We start from the raw sequence: 18,009 nt of genomic DNA, 5'->3' as shown, positions 1-18,009 counted from the left end.
TGGTCACGGGTTCAGTTCACTGGCGCCGCGATCTGCGGCCGTGGCGGCAAGGCGGCCCGGATGGCCATGAGCTCACGCGCGTGCGCATCGAGTGCGATGTCCTCGGCGGAGACCGGTACCCAGCGCCGGACCGCGGTGGCGTCGCCGTTGGTGTCCACCGCGGCGACGATCATCAGGCTGTGCGCGCTGTCGCGCATGTCGCCGGCTTCCGGGCTTCCTGCGCGTACGTGCACGGAGACGTGCATGGTCTGCTTGCCGGTGTGGATGAGCCGGGCGTCGAGTTCGACGACGTCGCCGATGTGGATCGGCGCGTAGAAGCGGATGCCGCCGACGTAGGCGGTGACGCATCGCTGACCGCACCAGCGGGCGGCGTTGAGGTAGGCCGACTCGTCCATCCATTCCATGACGCGTCCGCCGTGGGCGTTGCCGCCCCAGTTGACGTCGGTGGGTGCGGCGAGGAAGCGGGTCTGTGAGCGGGGCGCGGTCCCGGCGTCGGAGTAGGTGACTCCGGCCATCGCGTCCTCGATGCGGTGGCGCACCGGGATGCGTCCGGTGGCGTACTCGTGTGCGTCGCGTTCGGCATCGGTGCCCGGGGTCCACTGCCGCACCGGGCGTGGGCGACGATCGTCACCCATCGCCACGAAGATCACCAGGCATTCGCTGGCCAGTGTGAACAGTCCGGTGTGCGGCGAGGCCGAACTCACCGAGCAGTGGATGTGCATGCTCGAGGTGCCGGTGTGGATGAGCGTCGCCTTCACCTCGACGATGTCGCCGGGTTCGATACCGCGGGTGAAGGTGATGTTGCCGAAGTAGGCGGTCACCGAGTAGCCGCCCGACCACCCGGCCGCGCAGGCGTAGGCCGCCTTGTCGATCCAGGACAGCAGCCGTCCACCGCGCACGTCGCCACCGATCGTGGTGGCGTCGGTGGGTGCGGCGAGGAAGCGCAGTGTCATCTCGTTGTCGGGGGCGATCGGCATCAGGACTCCTGGTGTCTTCGGTGATCCGACGATCATGCACTGGTCAAAGTTCTGACAGCACAGGGACTCCCGCTGTGCGCGGTGCGACATGTGACGTTTACACAGGCAGATGTTCAGGCGAAACCAAAGGCTATGGGGGAAACGTCTCGAAGCTGTCGGTAGGTCTTTCGGCAACGTCCCGACGCGCTGGCACATGGCGGGCACATCGTTCGCAGGACGTCGCGTAATGCGCGGTACCGAGCTTCCCAACATATCTGTAGGAAAATCCTACGCAGGTGAAGGAACTGGGCTAGCGTCGGGTGGGTGAGCATCACGTCGTCGTGGCACACCGGGTGGAACGTCACCCGGCTACGACGCCATGGCGTCGCGGTTGTCGTCGCCGGTCTGCTGGTCATGCCGTTCGTGATCGTTGCCGGAACGGCATCGGCGGCGCCGTCGGCGAGCGATACGGCTCGGGCCGCAGAGTGGACCGCGACCGCCGACGGCCCACAGAAGTACTCGGATGTCCATATCGACTGGGATGTGCCGATCCGGATGAGCGACGGAACCATCTTGAAGGCCAACGTGTATCGCCCGATGGACTCGGCGGGGAGGGTGGTCAGCAAGCCGCTGCCGACGATCATCAATATGACGCCGTACACCAAGCTCCTGTACATGCTGATGGAGTCGGCCACGTCGATCCCAGGGCTCTACGACCCGATCACCAGGGTGATCAATCGATTCGATCTGTTCGACCTGGCCGGCACGCCGCTGTCGGGGATGGGCGAGCAGATCCGGATGCTGACCGGCGGTGTGGCCCGTACGGTCGCCGTTGATCGACAACTGGTCAAGTCCGGATACGTCCAGGTCGTCGTGGACGTCCGAGGTACCGGATTCTCCCAAGGGGTATGGGATGGGGCGGGTCAGCGTGAACAGGATGACGTCGCCGAGGTCAGTCTCTGGGCGGCGAGGCAGACGTGGTCGACGAACATGGTCGGTGCCACCGGGCTCTCCTACGGGGCGATCAATGCGCTTCAAGGCGCCCAACAGCCGGTCTCGGCGATCAAGGCGGTGTTCGCTGCCGCCCCGGGCAGTGACGTGGTCCAGGACGTCATCGCTCCCGGCGGTGGGATCGCGGTCGGTTTCATCCCACTGTGGGTCGCTTCGATCGACACCCTGAAATGGTTGCCGGACTTGCAGTCGATCGCCACGGGGCGATTCGATTGGCAATGGCTCGCCGATCGGGTCGCCAGTCCGATCACCTTCTTCGACACCCTGCTGCGGGCATTCTTCACCGCGAGTGTTCACGACATCCCGCCGGACGTCAGGGATGTGATCGACCCGAATCATCCGTTCCGCCAAGGGATTCTCGGTCACCCCGACCGTATCGGCGTGCCCACCTTCCTGATCGGCGGATGGCATGATCTGTTCACCAACTCAGAACCCGACGTCATCGCGGCGATCCGGCTGCCCGACTCGCAGAAGAAGCTGCTGATGGGGACTGTTACCACTCGACGATCGGCTCGGGCCTGGGGTCGAACGGCGCGCCGCCGCGGTTGGATGTCCTACAGCGCGTGTGGTTCGACAAGTGGCTCAAAGGTATCGACAACGGCATCGACCGTTACAGTCCCGCCACCCTGTACCAACAAGGTGGGGCCTGGACGAGCTCGGCGAGCTATCCACGTGCGCAGATGGCCTATCGACACCAGTACCTGACGGGCGTCCGCAGCGGGACGACGGGAATCGTTGCCTTCGACGGCTCGTTGTCGACGTCGGTACCACGTCACGGGGCGAGCGCGGTCATCTCTCCAGGGCTGTCCACGGTGTGTTCGCGGGATGCCGCTCAGGGAACCGCGGGCGCAGCGGGTTTCATCGACGGGTGTGCCAAGGACGCCCGCGTTTCGGAGGTCGCCGCCGCCGTGTTCACCTCCGGGCCGGTGACGGTCCCGACGATGGCTTCCGGGCCGGTGAGTCTGCACCTGAACACGACGATGGATGCGACCGACGGTTACTTCACCGCAACCCTGAACGATGTTGCGCGGAACAGACAGTCGACGGTGGTGGCGTCGGGTCAGCTGACGGCGTCCCTTCGCGCGATCGACGAATCCCGCAGTACGCGCTCGGCCGGCGGGGACTACACGAAGCCGGTTCCGCTCACGGCGCTGGACGACCGACGACCGGTTGTCCCAGGGCAGCCCACCGTCTTGGACATCGCCTTCACCCCGACCGACTTCGTGCTGCAACCCGGACATCGATTGCGGGTGGATGTCTTCGCCTCGAACTTCCCCAAGGGGATGATGATTCCCGCGCTACTCATCGAATCGCAGCTGCGACCGCAGACCATCGCCATCGACCCACGGGCCCCGAGCTACCTCAATCTCCCGACGAACCGGCCCCTCACATGACGGCGCCACGGTCGACCCGTCCCGACGGACCCGAAACCTTCGGGGGTGTAGGAATGCTTGATAGTCTGGGCCCCATGGCAACTCGAACCCCGGCGTCCCGAGAGCGGGCCGCGCATCTCGGTCCGGAACGGAGACGGCCGGTGGTCCTCGACACTGCCCTCGCCATCGGCGTCGAACACGGTGTCGCCGCGATCAGCATTGCCGCGGTGGCGACTCGTATGGGGGTGACCCGTCCGGTCGTCTACGCGTGCTATCCCGACCGCGACCAGCTTGTCGAGGCGCTCCTGGACCGGGAGAAGACGGTATTGCTGGGCGAGGTCCTCGCCGCCCTTCATGGTGCACGTGGCGACGACCCGGAGAAGGTGTTCGTCGACGGCTATCGAGCGCTCCTGACCGCTGTCGACAGGCGACCATCGGCCTGGCGCATCATCTTTGACGCCCAACACGACTCCGAGATCGGCCGGAAGGTGGTGGCCGGCCGCCGCACCGTGTCCGACGCGGCAACGGCGTGGATCGCACCGGCGATGCGGCGGTGGTGGCAGACCGAGAACCTCGAGAACAAGCTCCCGGCGCTGATCGAGCTGTTCATGGCGTCGTGCGACGCGGCCGTGCGCGTCGTCTTGGACGAGACCAACGATCTCGACGTCGAGCAGACCGCAGCGCTGTACGGCGCCATGATGGCGCAGGGCTTTGCGAGGGCATGACACAGCACACTCACACCAGTGGAGGCTCGGATGTGGTCCTGGGTTCATCGGAACGGGAATCGGACGGGAGCTGACGAATCGGCACGCACGAGATATCGCACGGCGGTGGCGATGTCGTGCGTCCTCGCGGTGTCCACGACGATGGGTGTTCTCGGCGTCGGGATGGCGCGCGCCGCACCCGCGAATCGGCTCGTCGAGATCACGATTCCCGGACAGCCGGGCCAGATCCCGGACAAATGGCTGGGGTCGGTACTCAACGCCCGACATTCGCCGGCATATCCGGGACCGCCACGTGCCACGGTGCTGCTGCCCAAGGGATACACGCCGACCAAGAAATACCCCCTGCTGGTGCTGCTCGCCGGGGCGAGCAGCGACTATCGAACCTGGTCGGATCCGGTACTCGGACGTATCCAGACAACCGCCGACGGTTTTCCCGGGATCATCGTGATGCCCGAAGGGGCGACCGGGTTCTATACGGACTGGTGGAATGGCGGCCGGCGTGGGAGCCCGTCGTGGGAGAGCTACTACCTCGACGTGGTCATCCCCGAGATCGTCAAACGCTATCCCATCCGGGAGGAACGCCGGTGGCACGCGATCGCGGGCGTATCGATGGGTGGGCTCGGCGCGGCCTATCTGGGCGGACGCCTGCCGGACTTCTTCGGCTCGGTCGCGACTCTCTCCGGTCTCACCGACATCAACCTCCTCCCCGGACAGCCGAACGTGATGGGTCTGGTTGCGCAGGTCAACGCGCACGGCCCGTTCGATCTGACCTCGGTCTACGGCCCGTTCGACAGCTTCTACGCCCATGGACACAACCCCGTGCGTCTGGCGGCGAATCTCCAGAACACACGTGTGTTCATCGCCTCCGGCAATGGCGTTCCGACCGACGACGGGGAACCCACCGACAACAACATCGCGAGTGACCTGCCCACGGAGGTCGGCCTGATCCGGCCCGGATTCGAATCCTATCGGGCCGCGCTACGCACGGCCGGAGTGTCGACCACGAGCAGGCGGGGGCCGGGAATCCATGACTTCCACAACTTCCGGCCGGAATTGCGCGATGCGATCGCCTGGGATCTTTTCGCGCCTGTTCCCGAACATCCGACCACATGGACGAACGACACCGTCGCCACGAACGGAGAACTCTGGGGTTTCCGATATCGCTTTGACACCGGACCGAATCAGATCGTCCGGTTCCGGCGTGATCAGGACCGGCTGTATGTCTCGGCCGCGGGCGGGCCGGTGACCCTCACCGACCAACAGGGCTGTCACATTCACACCACTACGCCCGCGACAGTCGACGTCCGGCACCTTGACTGCCGGTAGGTGGTATGGCGGCAGCCGAAAGGGGTTGCCAGATCTGATCCTGGTGAAAGGGAAGTGGCACGACCACCACTCGGCCCCGTAGCCGTCCACAACCTGCAGCTATAGCGACGGTCGAGACGATTATCGGTTCAACCGTCGCTATAGCTGCAGGTTGTGGATCCGTATCAGCACTCGCGGCCGTCCGGAGCCCCCGCCGAAGGCACCGGGAATCGGGAATCGGACGAACCGGATGTCAGGGTCCTTGCATTCGGCGTCGAGATGCCGAGTGAATCCCATGAGACCCCGCATACACGGGCTCCACACGGTAGGTTGAGCACTCGGCTGGATCTTTTCGATCCGGCCATACTCCAGCACGATCACACGCGTCTGCACCTTGTCGTGTGCCACAGAACGTCGGAGGGAATGAGGTACGCCATGACCGACATCACGGCGGCAGGCGCCCCGGTCACGAGTTCTCCACTGATCGGGGATGCGCACCTCTACATCAGTGGCGAGTGGCGTCATCCGTCTGACGGCGGCACCCGCGCCCTCGTCAATCCCGCTACGGGGCACACACTCACGGTCGTCGACGAGGCCTCGCCCGACGACGCGCGTGCCGCCGTCGGCGCTGCCCGCGCCACCTTCGACGCCGGCGAATGGTCGGCGACACCGGTATCCGAGCGTGCCGCGCTGTTGCGCCGTATCGCCGACCTTCTCGTCCGCGACAAGGCGGAGTTGTCGCGCATCGAGACCCTCGACACCGGAAAGACCCTCGTCGAGAGTGAGATCGACATCGACGACGTCGAATCGGTGTTCCGCTACTACGCCTCGCTGGTCGAGGTCGACGCCGATCGTGTCGTCGATGTCGGCAATCCCGCGGTGATCAGCCGGGTGGTGCACGAACCGATCGGGGTCTGCGTTCTGATCGCGCCGTGGAACTATCCACTTCTGCAGATCTCGTGGAAGATCGCTCCCGCGCTGGCCGCGGGATGCACGATGGTCGCCAAACCCAGTGAGGTGACCCCACTCTCGACGATCGCCTTCGTCCGGCTCTGCGAGGAGGCCGGGGTGCCGCCCGGGGTCCTCAACCTCGTTCAGGGATCCGGTGCACGGCTCAGCGGGGCGCTCACCGACAACCCCGACGTGGACTTCATCTCGTTCACCGGCGGATTGGCCACCGGCACCACCATTTCCGAGACCGCCGCCAAACACGTGACCAAGGTTGCCGTGGAGTTGGGCGGCAAGAACCCGCACATCGTGTTCGCCGACGCCGACTGGGAATCATCGGTCGACCAGGTCCTCACCGGTGTGTTCCTGCACTCGGGCCAGGTGTGCTCGTCCGGCACCCGGCTGATCGTCGAAGAGTCGATCGCCGACAGTTTCGTCGACGAACTCGTGCGACGTGCAAACCAAATCCGGATGGGCGACGGTCTCGACCCCGCCAGCACCACCGGCCCGCTCGTATCACAGGCGCAGTTGAACAAGATGGCCGACTACGTCGCCTCCGGAATCGCAGAAGGAGCGGTATTGCGTTGTGGTGGCGGACGTCCCGACCGAGACGATCTACACCCGGGCGGATACTTCTTCGCCCCCACCATCTTCGACCGATGCAATTCGTCGATGCGGATCGTCGCCGAAGAGACGTTCGGTCCGATTCTCACCGTCGAGCGATTCACCACCGAGGCGCAAGCCCTTGCGCTGGGCAATGACACCACCTACGGGCTGGCCGCCGGGGTACGGACCTCCGATGCGGCGCGTGGTGAGCGGATGGTGCGCGGATTGCAGCACGGCACGGTGTGGCTCAACGATTTCGGCTACTACACACCCGCAGCCGAGTGGGGCGGCTATGGCAAGTCCGGCAACGGCCGCGAGCTCGGTCCAACCGGACTTGCGGAATACCAAGAGACCAAACATATCTGGCACAACACTGCGCCGTCGGCGTCGCGGTGGTTCACCGAGACGGAAGACGAGCGATGACCACACCACCCGCGCCGACACCACCGGCCCCGGTAGCAGCTACTGACAACTCCAGCGGAATGGAGGACTTCGGCTACAAGGAATCCCTCGACCGCAGTATCGGCAAGTTCGCCAGCTTCGCCGCAGGCGTCAGTTACATCTCCATCCTCACCGGCACGTTTCAGCTCTTCTACGTCGGCTACGGCAACGCCGGTCCCGGCTACCTCTGGTCATGGCCGATGGTTTTCATTGGACAGCTTTGTGTCGCACTATGTTTCATGGAGCTTGCGGCAAAATATCCGGTAGCGGGATCGGTGTACAACTGGGCCAAACGGCTCGGCACCCAGTTCGTGGGGTGGTCGGCGGGCTGGCTGATGTTCACCGCATCGGTGGTCACCCTCTCAGCCGTCGTACTCGCATTGCAGTTGAACCTGCCGCGTCTGTGGAGTGGATTCCAGTTGTACGGCAGCGCCGACGACACCACCGATGCAGCCGTCAACGCGGTGATCCTCGGTGGCATCCTCATCGCATTCACGACCGCGGTCAATGCGTGGAGTGTGAAACTGATGGCGCTGATCAACAGCGTCGGCGTGTTCATCGAACTGATCGCGGCCGTTCTGATCGCGATCATCCTGGCGTGCAACATCACCCGCGGACCTCAGGTCTTCTTCTCGACCCACGGCTACGGCGCCGGGCAGAGCGGTGGTTACCTCGGCGCCTTCCTGGTGGCGTCGCTGGCATCCGGCTATGTGATGTACGGATTCGACACGGCCAGTTCACTCGGCGAGGAGACCCTCGATCCCCGGCGTACCGCACCCAAGGCGATCCTGCGGGCCATCCTCGCATCCTTCGTGATCGGCGGTGCGATCCTGGTCTTCGCGATCATGGCCGCACCCGATATCAACGATCCCAAGCTAGGCGAGCAGTCCGGCAGCCTGCAGTACATCGTCGGGTCGGTGATGTGGGGTCCACTGGGAAAGATCTTCCTGGTCGCCATCGTCGTTGCGGTCGTCGTCTGTTCGCTGGCCGTACACACCGCGGCGATCCGGCTGATGTTCGCGATGGCCCGCGACAACGCGCTGCCCTTCGGCGAACGTCTCGCGACCGTCTCGCCGAAACGGCAGACGCCCGTCGTTCCCGCATGTGTCGTCGGGCTCGTCTCGGTGATCATCCTGGTCATCAACATCAACCAGCCCAACATCTTCACAGTCCTCACCTCGATCGCGATCATCATGATCTACCTCGCATATCTCTTGGTGACGGGGCCCATGCTCGCCATGCGATTCCGTGGCGAGTGGCCGCCGAAGGACCTCAAGTCCGGCGGCTACTTCAGCATGGGCCGCTGGGGTGTTGTGGTGAATACCGTTGCGGTGCTGTGGGGTATCGGGATGGCGCTCAACCTGGCATGGCCGCGCAGTGTCATCTACGGCACACCCTGGTACAACACGTGGGGAGCATTCGTCTACATCGGTGTCATCTTCGGCGCGGGCCTCATCTGGTATCTCGTCAAGGGCCGCAGACACATCGGTGTCTTGGCGTCGCACTCGTCGGGTCCCATCGACATCCAACCGATCCCCGACAGCCAGATCACCGAGAAGTAGAAGTGGCCATGACATCGACCTTCGACTATGTCATTGCCGGTGGCGGTACCGCTGGATGCGTCCTGGCGGCGCGACTTTCGGAAGATCCTGAAATGACGGTGTGTCTCATCGAGGCAGGACCCAGCGATGTCGACGATCAGAACATCCTGGTCCTGGCCGAGTGGATGCATCTGCTCGACTCGGGCTACGACTGGGACTACCCGATCGAGCCGCAGGCAAAGGGCAACAGCTTCATGCGCCACGCACGCGCCAAGGTGCTCGGCGGGTGCTCGTCGCACAACTCCTGTATTGCGTTCTGGCCCTTGGCCCAAGGTCTGCGCGACTGGGAGACGGCAGGAGCTGCCGGCTGGGGTCCAGAAGGTGTCCTGCCGTATGTGTCGCGAGTGGAGAACAACGTCGCTGATGGCACCTATCAGGGCTACGCACACGGCCACGACGGGCCGGTGCGGCTGCGTGATGTACCGCCGAACGACCCATGCGGTCAAGCCGTTCTCGATGCCGCAGCCAAATGTGGTCTGCCGACAGTGCAGTTCAATCGCGACGAGTGGCATCTCAACGGCGCAGGCTGGCTACAGATCAATGCGAACGAGGCCGGCGAACGTATGTCGACCTCGCACGCCTATCTGCATCCGATCCTCGGCACACGAAAAAATCTGACCGTGCTCACCGACAGCTGGATCAGTGAGGTCCTCATCGACGATGATCTGCGTGCCACCGGAGTTCGGTATCAGCGACCCGACCTCACCGGCTACGATACCGTGTCCGCGAAACGTGAGGTGATCGTCACCGCAGGTGCAATCGACACGCCGAAATTGTTGATGCTCAGCGGTATCGGTCCCAGCGATCATCTCGCCGACGTCGGTGTTCGGGTGAAGGTCGACGCACCCGGCGTCGGTTCGAATCTCGACGACCACGTCGAAGGGCTGGTGTTCTGGGAAGCCGGTCGACCGATGGTCACCGAGTCCACCCAGTGGTGGGAGATCGGACTGTTCGCGACCACCGAAGACGGACTCGATCACTCCGATCTGATGATGCACTACGGCAGCGTGCCCTTCGATATGAACACCCTGCGCTGGGGCTATCCGACCACCGAAAACGGCTTTTGCCTGACACCGAATGTGACGCAAGGACTTTCCCGCGGCACCGTCCGATTGCGCAGCCGCGACTTCCGTGACCGCCCGAAAGTGGATCCCCGCTACTTCACCGACTCCGATGGCCGCGACGAGCGCGTCATGCTGGCCGGTATCAAGCTCGCCCGCGAGATCGGCGCCCAGAGCGTGCTCGGCGACTGGATCACGCGTGAACTGGCGCCAGGCCCGGACGCGGTCACCGACGACGAGCTCATCGACTACTTCCACCGAACCCACAACACCGTCTATCACCCCGCGGCCACCTGCAAGATGGGTGCTGTCAACGATCCGATGGCCGTCCTCGATCCCGAACTCCGGGTCAAGGGCGTCAAGGGATTACGTGTCGTCGATGCCTCCGCCATGCCCAAGCTACCCGTGGTCAATCCGAACATCACCGTGATGACCATGGCAGAGAAGTGTGCGGACCTCATCCGGTCCTCCGCTACCCCCGGCTGATCGAGGCGACCGCAACCACCGAACATGCCTGATGGACGACTTTCGGTAACGCTCTTGATGCGCTTATGGTGTCGGAAGTCATTTCCACCCACCGCTGCGGCTCCACCCCCGCCGACTCCGCTATTCGCGAAGCAGCACCTCGAACGCCATCCGGTCGCCCCGGTACAGCGAACGCACCCGCTCGATCGGTGTGCCGGCCGAATCGAATGACAGCCGATTCATGAGAAGCATCGGCATCGCCGTCGTCGTCTCGAGTAGCTTGGCCTCCGGCGGGGTGGCCAGCGCCGTCTCGATCCGTTCCTCGGCGGGGCCGAACTCGATCCTGAGGGAGTGCATCGCGGCATAGAGCGAGGTCGCCGGGTCGAACTCCTCGTGGAACACATCGAAACGTGGCAACGGTAGGAAGGTGCTCTCGAGCCCCATTTTCGCGCCGTCGGCGAGGAGGAGCCGGTCGATACGCAGTGCCTGTGACCCTCTCGGCACCGCGAGGTCGTCGCAGATGTCGTCCGGAGCGACCGCGTCGCCCATCGAGAGGGGTACACGGCCGGGCACCCGCCCTTGTCGTTGCGCGCCCTCGGTGTGGGAGCCACGGGCAAGTGGCTGAACGAGTTTCGGTGCCGACACGACGGTTCCGCGACCGCGACGTGTGATCCGGCCCTCGACGAGCAGTTCGTGGAGGGCCTGACGAACCGTCTCGCGGGACACCGAGAACCGTTCGGCCAGTTCGCGTTCCGGGGGAACCGCATCACCCTCGTCGAGTCCGTCGAGGATCCTGGCGATCTCGGTTCGCACCCGATATGACTTCGACAAGGGCACATCGACGACGTGACTCGATCTCCGCGCACCCACCGCACTCACGACACGGCCACCCGTTGTGCGATCTCGAGCACCTGCGCAACCGTCATCTCCGGCGCTCCGGGGCTCTTGGCGGCATCGTCGAATCGTCGTAACCGCAACGCATCCGGCCACCAGGGGCTGGACGTCCGAGTGTCGTCGGCACCGGCGCCACCTTGTTCGGCGAGAGTCTGCACCGACCGTTCTGACAGCGTGCTCGCATATCCGTCCTCGGCGGCAATGAGATACCGCTTGGCGGCGACGTGTGCGCCGGCGAGCCAGCCCACCCGATTTCCGTACCGCGGCGTGAGCCATTCCTGCGCGACTCGGTCGTGGTCGGGCCCCATATCGGTGAGTGGGCTGTGCCCTATGTCGTGCAGGGCGCAGGCGAGGATCAGCTCGTCGTCTGCACCGTCGGCGGCGGCGAGATGAGCCGACTGCAGTGCATGGTCGAGGTCGTCGACGGCATCCTCGTCCCACACACCGCGCAACGACAACAGCACCGCCTCGGTCTCGGCGATCACATCGGATTGCATGGGCGCCATGATAACCCAATTGGTCTATACCAGTTGTTCATGCAGATTTCGCGTATCCGACCCCTGTTGGTCTAGACCAATGTGCATCCTATCCCCATGAGAGTCATCATCATCGGTGGCGGAATCCTGGGTACGTCGCACGCCTGGGCCGCTGTGGCCCGCGGCCACGATGTCGTCCAGATCGAGCGAGAGGCGGAGGCCAGAGGCGCCACGGTCCGCAACTTCGGGCTGGTGTGGGTGTCCGGTCGCGCACCGTTCGAGCTCGCCGCGGCACAGCGTTCGCGCGACCTCTGGGAGAAGATCTCCCATCAGGTCCCCGGCATAGGCTTCCGGCCCGTGGGATCGCTGACGATGCTGCGCACCGATGCCGAGGTCGCGGTCGCCGAGGCGGTGGCTGCACGGCCGGACGCGGTCGAACGGGGCTTCCGGCTCCTCGAACCCGCTGAGGTGGTCAAGGTCAATCCGGCCCTTCGCGGAAAGTTTCTCGCAGGCCTGCACTGCACTCGTGACGGAGCGGTGGAATCGCGGATCGCGCTCCCGCTCATCCGGGAACACCTGGCGGGCACCGGACGTCACGAATTCGTCGCCGGCCGTGAGGTCCGCGCGATCGATGCTGTGTCGGGCGGCGTGAAGGTCACCGACGACCACGGCGCCGACTACCGCGGTGACATCGCGATCCACTGTCCCGGCGCCGCGCACGGCGGCCTGACCCGCGAGATCGCCGGTGAGCTCCCCGTCCGACGGGTCCGCCTGCAGATGATGCAGACCGCGAGCCTCGAGGAGCCGCTGACCACGGCGATCGCCGATGGCGACAGCTTCCGCTACTACCCGGCGTTCGCCGGCGAGGCGCTCGACGAACTCAACAGCCGACAGCCGCAGTCCCCGGTCGCCGCTGACAACCGTATGCAACTGCTGTGCGTTCAGCGGATGCACGGAGGACTCACGATCGGCGACACCCACGAGTACGTCGATCCGTTCGCCTTCGACGTCTCGGAGAGTCCGTACGACCACCTCCGATCGGTGGCGGAAGAACTTCTGGGAAGGTCACTTCCGCCGATCGTTCGTCGGTGGGCCGGTGTCTACTCACAGTCCACCGAGCCCGGCGAGCTGGTGTGTCGCCGTGAGATCGCCGACGGGATCTGGGTGGTGACCGGACCCGGTGGCCGCGGCATGACGCTCGGACCGGTGATCGGCGAACAAACCGCGGATCTGCTCTCACTATGACCCGTCGTGCCGCACCGAGCCCGCCCGATCACCCAGCCCCTCGCCAGAAAGGCAGATGTTCATGCCCGACCACCTGATCCGGATGGTCGCACTCGACATGGCAGGAACCACGGTCGCCGACGACGGTCTGGTACTCCATGCCTTCGATGCGGCCTCACGCGCCGTCGGCCTCCCGTCCGAAGGCCCGGCCGCCGATCGAGCACGTCAATACGTCATCGACACGATGGGCCAATCGAAGATCATCGTCTTCCGGGCACTGCTCGACGGCGACGAGGAGCGGGCGCAGGCGGCGAACGCCGCGTTCGAAACCGCCTATGCGGACACCCTGGACGCCGTGCGCCCGATCGACGGGGCCGCCGACGCCATCGAGCGGATTCGCGCCGCTGACATCAAAGTCGTTCTCACAACAGGATTCAGCACGGGCACACGTGAACGCCTGCTCGACGTGCTCGGCTGGAAGGACATTGCAGATCTCGCGCTCGCGCCTTCGGACGCCGGGCGCGGACGCCCTTACCCGGACATGATCCTCGCCGCCGTGCTCCGTTTGCGGATCGATGACGTCCGCGAGGTCGCGGTACTCGGCGACACCGCCAACGACATCATCGCCGGCCTGCGTTCGGGAGCGTCGATTGTCGCGGGAACCCTCACCGGTGCACACGACGCCGACGCCTTGCGCGCCGCCGGTGCCACCGATGTGGTACCCGACGTGTCGGCGTTCGCCGATCTGCTCCTGTCCTGAACCGCCGAATCCGTCTTTCACGGCCTCCGAACATCGATCCTTTCGAACCTTTCAGCAACAGCTCACACCACGCCAGAGGAGATATATCCGTGAAGTCCTTGCGCTCCACCGTGATCAGGGGTTGCGCAGTCGCGGTCGCCGCGATTGCGCTCACCGGAACCGCCGCATGCGGTGGGACCGGTACCGCCAGTTCTGACGGGGACAAGACGCTCACCGTGTACAGCGCCGATGGTCTCGGCGACTGGTACAAGACCGAGTTCGCGAAGTTCAAGGAACAGACGGGGATCACCGTCAACGAAGTCGAGGCCGGCTCGGGTGAGGTCGTCTCACGCGTGCAGAAAGAAGAGTCGAACCCCCAGGCCGACATGGTGGTGACTTTGCCGCCGTTCATCCAGAAGGCCGATGCCGATGGGCTGCTTGTCGCTTCGGGCGTCGACACGTCGAAAGTGTCTGCCGGCAACAAGGATCCCGGTGGCAAGTACGTCGCGATCGTCGACAACTATCTGTCCTTCATCGCGAACCCCGGTGCCACCCCCGCGCCGAAGACGTGGAGCGACCTGCTCGATCCGCGATTCAAGGGAAAACTTCAGTACTCGACACCCGGGCAGGCGGGTGACGGCACGGCGGTGCTGGTGCTCCTGCAGCATCTCATGGGCAAGCAGCAGGCCCTGGACTACCTGAAGAAGTTGCAGGTCAACAACGTCGGACCGTCGAGCTCGACCGGCAAGTTGCAACCGAAGGTGAGCAACGGCGAGTTGCTGGTGGCCAACGGTGACGTGCAGATGAACCTGGCATCGATCCGCGACGACGGCTCGAAGTTCGATCTCTTCTTCCCGGCGATGCCCGACGGCACTCGCACGACGGTCTCTCTGCCGTACGTCGCCGGAATCACCAAGGGTGCACCGCATTCGGCGAACGCGAAGAAGTTGCTCGAGTTCCTGATCTCCGACGACGTCCAGAAGACGGTCGTGCCCGGTGCCCTGGGCGTCTCGGTCACCGGTGTCACGGGTCCTGTCCCGGCCGGTTCGGGTCAGACGCCCGAACAGGTCATCAGCGGTGTCACCGTGTGGCGACCGGACTGGACGCAGGTGCTGTCCTCGCTCGACGCCGACGTCGCGGCGTATCAGAAAGCAACGGGTAGCTGACGGAAGGCCGGTGATACGACATGACTGAATCCAGAACGTCGACCGGGCGGACCGACGCCCGGGAACCAGACGGTGGAGCATCCGATGATGCGGGACGCTTGCAGCAATCCGTCATCGAACAACCGGCGGTCTCTTTGGAGCGCATCGGAGTTCGCCACGGACGCGGGAAGAATGCCACCGACGCGCTCGTCGACTTCAGTCTGCGTGTGGTGCGTGGTGAGACCGTCGCGCTCCTGGGCCCCAGCGGCTCGGGCAAATCGACCGCGCTGAAGGTGCTCGCCGGGTTCGTCCGGCCGACGTCTGGACGCGTCCGGCTTTCCGGACGTGACATCACCGACCTGCCGCCGGCAAAGCGCGGTATCGGCGTGGTGGTGCAGTCATACGCGTTGTTCCCGCACATGCGGGTTCGTGACAATGTCGCCTACGGCCTCAAGGCCCGCCGGATGCGCAAGGCCGACACCGCCGCCCGCGTGTCAGAGGCGCTGTCGATGGTGAGCATGGCTGCTTATGCCGACCGGTTGCCGCGAGAACTCTCCGGCGGACAGCAGCAGCGCGTCGCGATCGCGCGTGCATTGGCGATCCGGCCGGACGTCCTGTTACTCGACGAACCGCTGGCCGCACTCGACGCGCAATTGCGGCAGTCGATGGTGACCGAGCTGCAGGGTCTCCGAGATGCGTTGCCCGACACCACCATGCTCTACGTGACGCATGACCAGTCCGAGGCGCTAGCGCTGGCCGACCGGGTCGTGGTGATGCGCGAGGGCCGGCTGGTCGATGTCGACACCGCGCAGGCATTGTGGACCCGACCGCCGTCGCGTTTCACCGCGTCGTTCCTCGGTGGCGCGAATCTCGTCCCCGTGACGGTCGGTCGGGTCTCCGGCCGTATCGCACTGGTGTCCGCGGGCGAGCGGATGCTCACCGTCGTCGCACCCGAGCCCGCCGGACGGTGGACACCCGGAGCCTCGGCGCTGGTGTGTATCCGGCCCCACGACGTGGCGGTCCGCGATGTCGGCGTCACGGGAACCATGCGGGCGGTGGTGCGCTCGGTGGTGTGGCGTGGGTCGGTGACCCGGTTGTCGCTGGCGATCGACGGGCTTCCCGATCAGCTGATCGAGGCAGACGTGCCCGGGCGTTCGGACCACGCGATCGGCACCGTCGTCGGGGCCCACGTTCCCGAACACGCGGGAGTCCTCGTCGATCCCGCCGGCGAGGCACCCTGATGACGAGCACTCTCTCGTTGCCCCAAAGATCCGCTGCGAGCGGGGAACCGAACAGCAACCGGTCGTCGCTTCCGTCGATCCTGTGGTCGTTGCCACCCGTCATCGTGGTCGCGGTGATCGCGATCTACCCGTTGGTCCGGGTTCTCGCGGGCTCTGCCGGCGGCACCGGTACCAGCAGTTGGAGCGGGGTGCTCGGCAGCGAACTGTTCCGCACCGCGCTCATCACGACCGCGAAGATCGCGGTCGCCTCGACCGCCGGGTGCCTGATCCTCGGCGGCTTCCTCTCGGTCGTGCTGGCGTTCGTACCGTTCCGCGGATCCACCGTCGTCGCAAGGACGATCGACACCGTTCTCGCGTTGCCGTCGTTTCTGATCACGCTCGCGTTCACCTTCCTCTACGGAAGTGCGGGCGCGGTCAACGCCGCCATTTCCCAACTGGGCGGCGGGCGTCCGCTCAACTTCCTCAACACGCCGTGGGGCGTGATCGCCGCCGAGATCACCTTTTACACACCGTTCGTGGTGCGCCCGATGCTCGCGGGCTTTGCGTCGATGTCGCGCGATCAGCTCGACGTCGCGGCCGGCCTCGGCGCCTCGCCATGGCGGGTCCTGCGCACCGTGGTCCTGCCGGAGGCCGCACCGGCAATGATGGCCGGCGGCAGCCTCGTGCTGCTTCTGACGCTGAACGAATTCGGCATCGTGCTGTTCACCGGCGCGAAGGGTGTCGTGACCCTGCCGGTCCTCATCTATACCCGGGGCATCGTCACGTTCGATCTCGCGGGCGCGACGGTGATCGCAACCGTTCAAATCGCCCTCTCACTGGGGCTCTACGGCATCTACCGGATGATCTTCGCCCGGTTGATCAACCGTTCTGCGTGGCCGTCGTCATCGGGCGGCAGCCATGCTCGGACCGGCCACAAGGAGGACAGCAATGCTGCTATGGACGCGGCGTAGCCGGATCGCAGTGTGGACGATCTTCGCGATCGTGGTGTTCGTCGTCTTCGTCGCACCGATCGCGACAGTGGTGCTCGCGGGCTTCGCCGGGTCCTGGACCGGCCCGCTTCCGGGTGATCTCGGCTTGGCACGATTCGGCCAGGCCCTCTCGGGCGACAACCTCGCAAGCCTGTCGGTCAGTCTCCAGACTGCGCTGATCGCCGGGGCGTTCGCGCTGGTGCTGGGCACCTGGGCCGCACTGACGGCGAAACAGGCACCGGGGCCGGTGCGCCGAATCGTCGACGTGGTGTTCCATATCCCCATTGCGATCCCGTCGGTCGCCATCGGCCTCGGTCTCCTCATCGCCTTCAACTCGCGCCCGTTGCTGCTCGGCGGAACGAAGTGGGTCGTCGTGGTCGCACACACGGTGCTGGTCATGGCGTTCGCGTTCAGCACGGTCGGCGCCGCGCTCGAACGACTCGATCCCGCATACGCCCAGGCCGCCGAATCACTCGGCGCGGGAAGCATCCGCGTGTTGCGCACGGTGACCCTGCCTTTACTGTTGCCGGCACTCGGTGCGGCCGCCGGGCTCGCGGTCGCCCTGTCGATGGGTGAGCTCGGTGCGACCGTCATGGTCTATCCAGCCACCTGGAAGACGCTGCCGGTGACCATCTTTGGGCTCTCCGACCGCGGAGAGGTGTTCTCCGCCGCCGCCTGCACCACAACACTGCTTGTGGTGACGATGCTCGCATTGCTGGTACTCGGCCGCATCCGGGGTCGTGCGGCGTTGCGCTGAACCACGCACTCCTGAGTCACGTCTTCGAGCGGCCTCGCCGGCGCGACTCGTCGACACCGACAAACGGGCGGGC

Annotated in this window: 16 protein-coding genes; 13 read left to right on the top strand and 3 right to left on the bottom strand. The window is 65.2% G+C overall.

Features of this window, described 5'->3' with window-relative positions; translation table 11 throughout:
- Positions 1-11: 11 nt before the first annotated feature.
- Positions 12-977 (bottom strand): acyl-CoA thioesterase, encoded by a 966-nt coding sequence (locus ACPXB3_RS06085; RefSeq protein ID WP_425727025.1) that lies wholly within the window; start codon positions 975-977, stop codon positions 12-14.
- A 303-nt stretch (positions 978-1,280) separates the two neighbouring features.
- Between ACPXB3_RS06085 and ACPXB3_RS06080 the strand changes: the two genes are divergently transcribed.
- The 7 genes from ACPXB3_RS06080 (at position 1,281) to ACPXB3_RS06050 (ending at position 10,513) form a co-directional block, all read left to right on the top strand.
- Positions 1,281-2,672, top strand: a complete 1,392-nt coding sequence (locus ACPXB3_RS06080) for a CocE/NonD family hydrolase (protein ID WP_425727023.1) — start codon at positions 1,281-1,283, stop codon at positions 2,670-2,672.
- Positions 2,558-3,361 carry a CocE/NonD family hydrolase gene (locus ACPXB3_RS06075; RefSeq protein WP_425727270.1) on the top strand — a complete coding sequence of 268 codons (804 nt, stop codon included), beginning with the start codon at positions 2,558-2,560 and terminating at the stop codon, positions 3,359-3,361. The genes ACPXB3_RS06080 and ACPXB3_RS06075 overlap by 115 nt, the downstream gene beginning before the upstream one ends.
- Before the next feature lie 74 nt (positions 3,362-3,435).
- Positions 3,436-4,065: a TetR/AcrR family transcriptional regulator gene (locus ACPXB3_RS06070; protein WP_425705701.1), complete on the top strand. Its 630-nt coding sequence runs from the start codon at positions 3,436-3,438 to the stop codon at positions 4,063-4,065.
- 111 nt (positions 4,066-4,176) lie between these two features.
- Positions 4,177-5,391: an alpha/beta hydrolase gene (locus ACPXB3_RS06065; RefSeq protein ID WP_425705700.1), complete on the top strand. Its 1,215-nt coding sequence runs from the start codon at positions 4,177-4,179 to the stop codon at positions 5,389-5,391.
- A 414-nt stretch (positions 5,392-5,805) separates the two neighbouring features.
- Entirely contained in the window at positions 5,806-7,347 is a 1,542-nt protein-coding gene (locus ACPXB3_RS06060; protein WP_425727021.1) for an aldehyde dehydrogenase family protein, read from the top strand.
- Complete coding sequence (locus ACPXB3_RS06055; protein WP_425727019.1) at positions 7,344-8,927, top strand: APC family permease; 1,584 nt, start codon at positions 7,344-7,346, stop codon at positions 8,925-8,927. Before ACPXB3_RS06060 ends, ACPXB3_RS06055 begins: the two co-directional genes overlap by 4 nt.
- Positions 8,928-8,935: 8 nt before the next feature.
- Positions 8,936-10,513, top strand: a complete 1,578-nt coding sequence (locus tag ACPXB3_RS06050; protein ID WP_425705697.1) for a GMC family oxidoreductase — start codon at positions 8,936-8,938, stop codon at positions 10,511-10,513.
- Positions 10,514-10,633: 120 nt separating this feature from the next.
- Here the strand turns inward: ACPXB3_RS06050 and ACPXB3_RS06045 are convergent, their stop codons facing one another.
- Both ACPXB3_RS06045 and ACPXB3_RS06040 read right to left on the bottom strand, forming a co-directional pair.
- Positions 10,634-11,362 (bottom strand): GntR family transcriptional regulator, encoded by a 729-nt coding sequence (locus ACPXB3_RS06045; protein ID WP_425727268.1) that lies wholly within the window; start codon positions 11,360-11,362, stop codon positions 10,634-10,636.
- A gap of 5 nt (positions 11,363-11,367) precedes the next feature.
- Complete coding sequence (locus ACPXB3_RS06040; protein WP_425727017.1) at positions 11,368-11,883, bottom strand: HD family phosphohydrolase; 516 nt, start codon at positions 11,881-11,883, stop codon at positions 11,368-11,370.
- A gap of 96 nt (positions 11,884-11,979) precedes the next feature.
- On the opposite strand from ACPXB3_RS06040, the gene ACPXB3_RS06035 reads away from it, so the two are divergent.
- From ACPXB3_RS06035 to ACPXB3_RS06010, 6 genes are all read left to right on the top strand, one after another.
- The gene (locus ACPXB3_RS06035) at positions 11,980-13,107 is read left to right on the top strand and encodes a TIGR03364 family FAD-dependent oxidoreductase (RefSeq protein ID WP_425727015.1); all 1,128 of its coding nucleotides are present in this window, start codon (positions 11,980-11,982) and stop codon (positions 13,105-13,107) included.
- A gap of 61 nt (positions 13,108-13,168) precedes the next feature.
- The gene (locus tag ACPXB3_RS06030) at positions 13,169-13,846 is read left to right on the top strand and encodes an HAD family hydrolase (protein ID WP_425727013.1); all 678 of its coding nucleotides are present in this window, start codon (positions 13,169-13,171) and stop codon (positions 13,844-13,846) included.
- Positions 13,847-13,944: 98 nt separating this feature from the next.
- Positions 13,945-14,991, top strand: coding sequence for a 2-aminoethylphosphonate ABC transporter substrate-binding protein (locus tag ACPXB3_RS06025; RefSeq protein WP_425727266.1), 1,047 nt, complete (start codon positions 13,945-13,947; stop codon positions 14,989-14,991).
- Between the two features lie 20 nt (positions 14,992-15,011).
- Positions 15,012-16,211, top strand: a complete 1,200-nt coding sequence (locus ACPXB3_RS06020; protein WP_425727011.1) for an ABC transporter ATP-binding protein — start codon at positions 15,012-15,014, stop codon at positions 16,209-16,211.
- Entirely contained in the window at positions 16,211-17,161 is a 951-nt protein-coding gene (locus ACPXB3_RS06015; RefSeq protein WP_425727009.1) for a 2-aminoethylphosphonate ABC transporter permease subunit, read from the top strand. The genes ACPXB3_RS06020 and ACPXB3_RS06015 overlap by 1 nt, the downstream gene beginning before the upstream one ends.
- Positions 17,139-17,936 carry an ABC transporter permease gene (locus ACPXB3_RS06010; protein WP_425727007.1) on the top strand — a complete coding sequence of 266 codons (798 nt, stop codon included), beginning with the start codon at positions 17,139-17,141 and terminating at the stop codon, positions 17,934-17,936. The genes ACPXB3_RS06015 and ACPXB3_RS06010 overlap by 23 nt, the downstream gene beginning before the upstream one ends.
- Positions 17,937-18,009 lie beyond the last annotated feature (73 nt).

The organism is Gordonia sp. DT219, from assembly GCF_049847065.1.
GTDB lineage: Bacteria > Actinomycetota > Actinomycetes > Mycobacteriales > Mycobacteriaceae > Gordonia.
This window is presented reverse-complemented; position numbering and strand designations above follow the sequence as displayed.

Coding starts and splice junctions, on each gene's coding strand:
- ACPXB3_RS06085 (WP_425727025.1), bottom strand. CDS start 977: ATGCCGATCGCCCCCGACAACGAGATGACACTGCGCTTCCTCGCCGCA.
- ACPXB3_RS06070 (WP_425705701.1), top strand. CDS start 3,436: ATGGCAACTCGAACCCCGGCGTCCCGAGAGCGGGCCGCGCATCTCGGT.
- ACPXB3_RS06065 (WP_425705700.1), top strand. CDS start 4,177: ATGTCGTGCGTCCTCGCGGTGTCCACGACGATGGGTGTTCTCGGCGTC.
- ACPXB3_RS06060 (WP_425727021.1), top strand. CDS start 5,806: ATGACCGACATCACGGCGGCAGGCGCCCCGGTCACGAGTTCTCCACTG.
- ACPXB3_RS06055 (WP_425727019.1), top strand. CDS start 7,344: ATGACCACACCACCCGCGCCGACACCACCGGCCCCGGTAGCAGCTACT.
- ACPXB3_RS06050 (WP_425705697.1), top strand. CDS start 8,936: ATGACATCGACCTTCGACTATGTCATTGCCGGTGGCGGTACCGCTGGA.
- ACPXB3_RS06040 (WP_425727017.1), bottom strand. CDS start 11,883: ATGCAATCCGATGTGATCGCCGAGACCGAGGCGGTGCTGTTGTCGTTG.
- ACPXB3_RS06035 (WP_425727015.1), top strand. CDS start 11,980: ATGAGAGTCATCATCATCGGTGGCGGAATCCTGGGTACGTCGCACGCC.
- ACPXB3_RS06030 (WP_425727013.1), top strand. CDS start 13,169: ATGCCCGACCACCTGATCCGGATGGTCGCACTCGACATGGCAGGAACC.
- ACPXB3_RS06020 (WP_425727011.1), top strand. CDS start 15,012: ATGACTGAATCCAGAACGTCGACCGGGCGGACCGACGCCCGGGAACCA.
- ACPXB3_RS06015 (WP_425727009.1), top strand. CDS start 16,211: ATGACGAGCACTCTCTCGTTGCCCCAAAGATCCGCTGCGAGCGGGGAA.
- ACPXB3_RS06010 (WP_425727007.1), top strand. CDS start 17,139: ATGCTGCTATGGACGCGGCGTAGCCGGATCGCAGTGTGGACGATCTTC.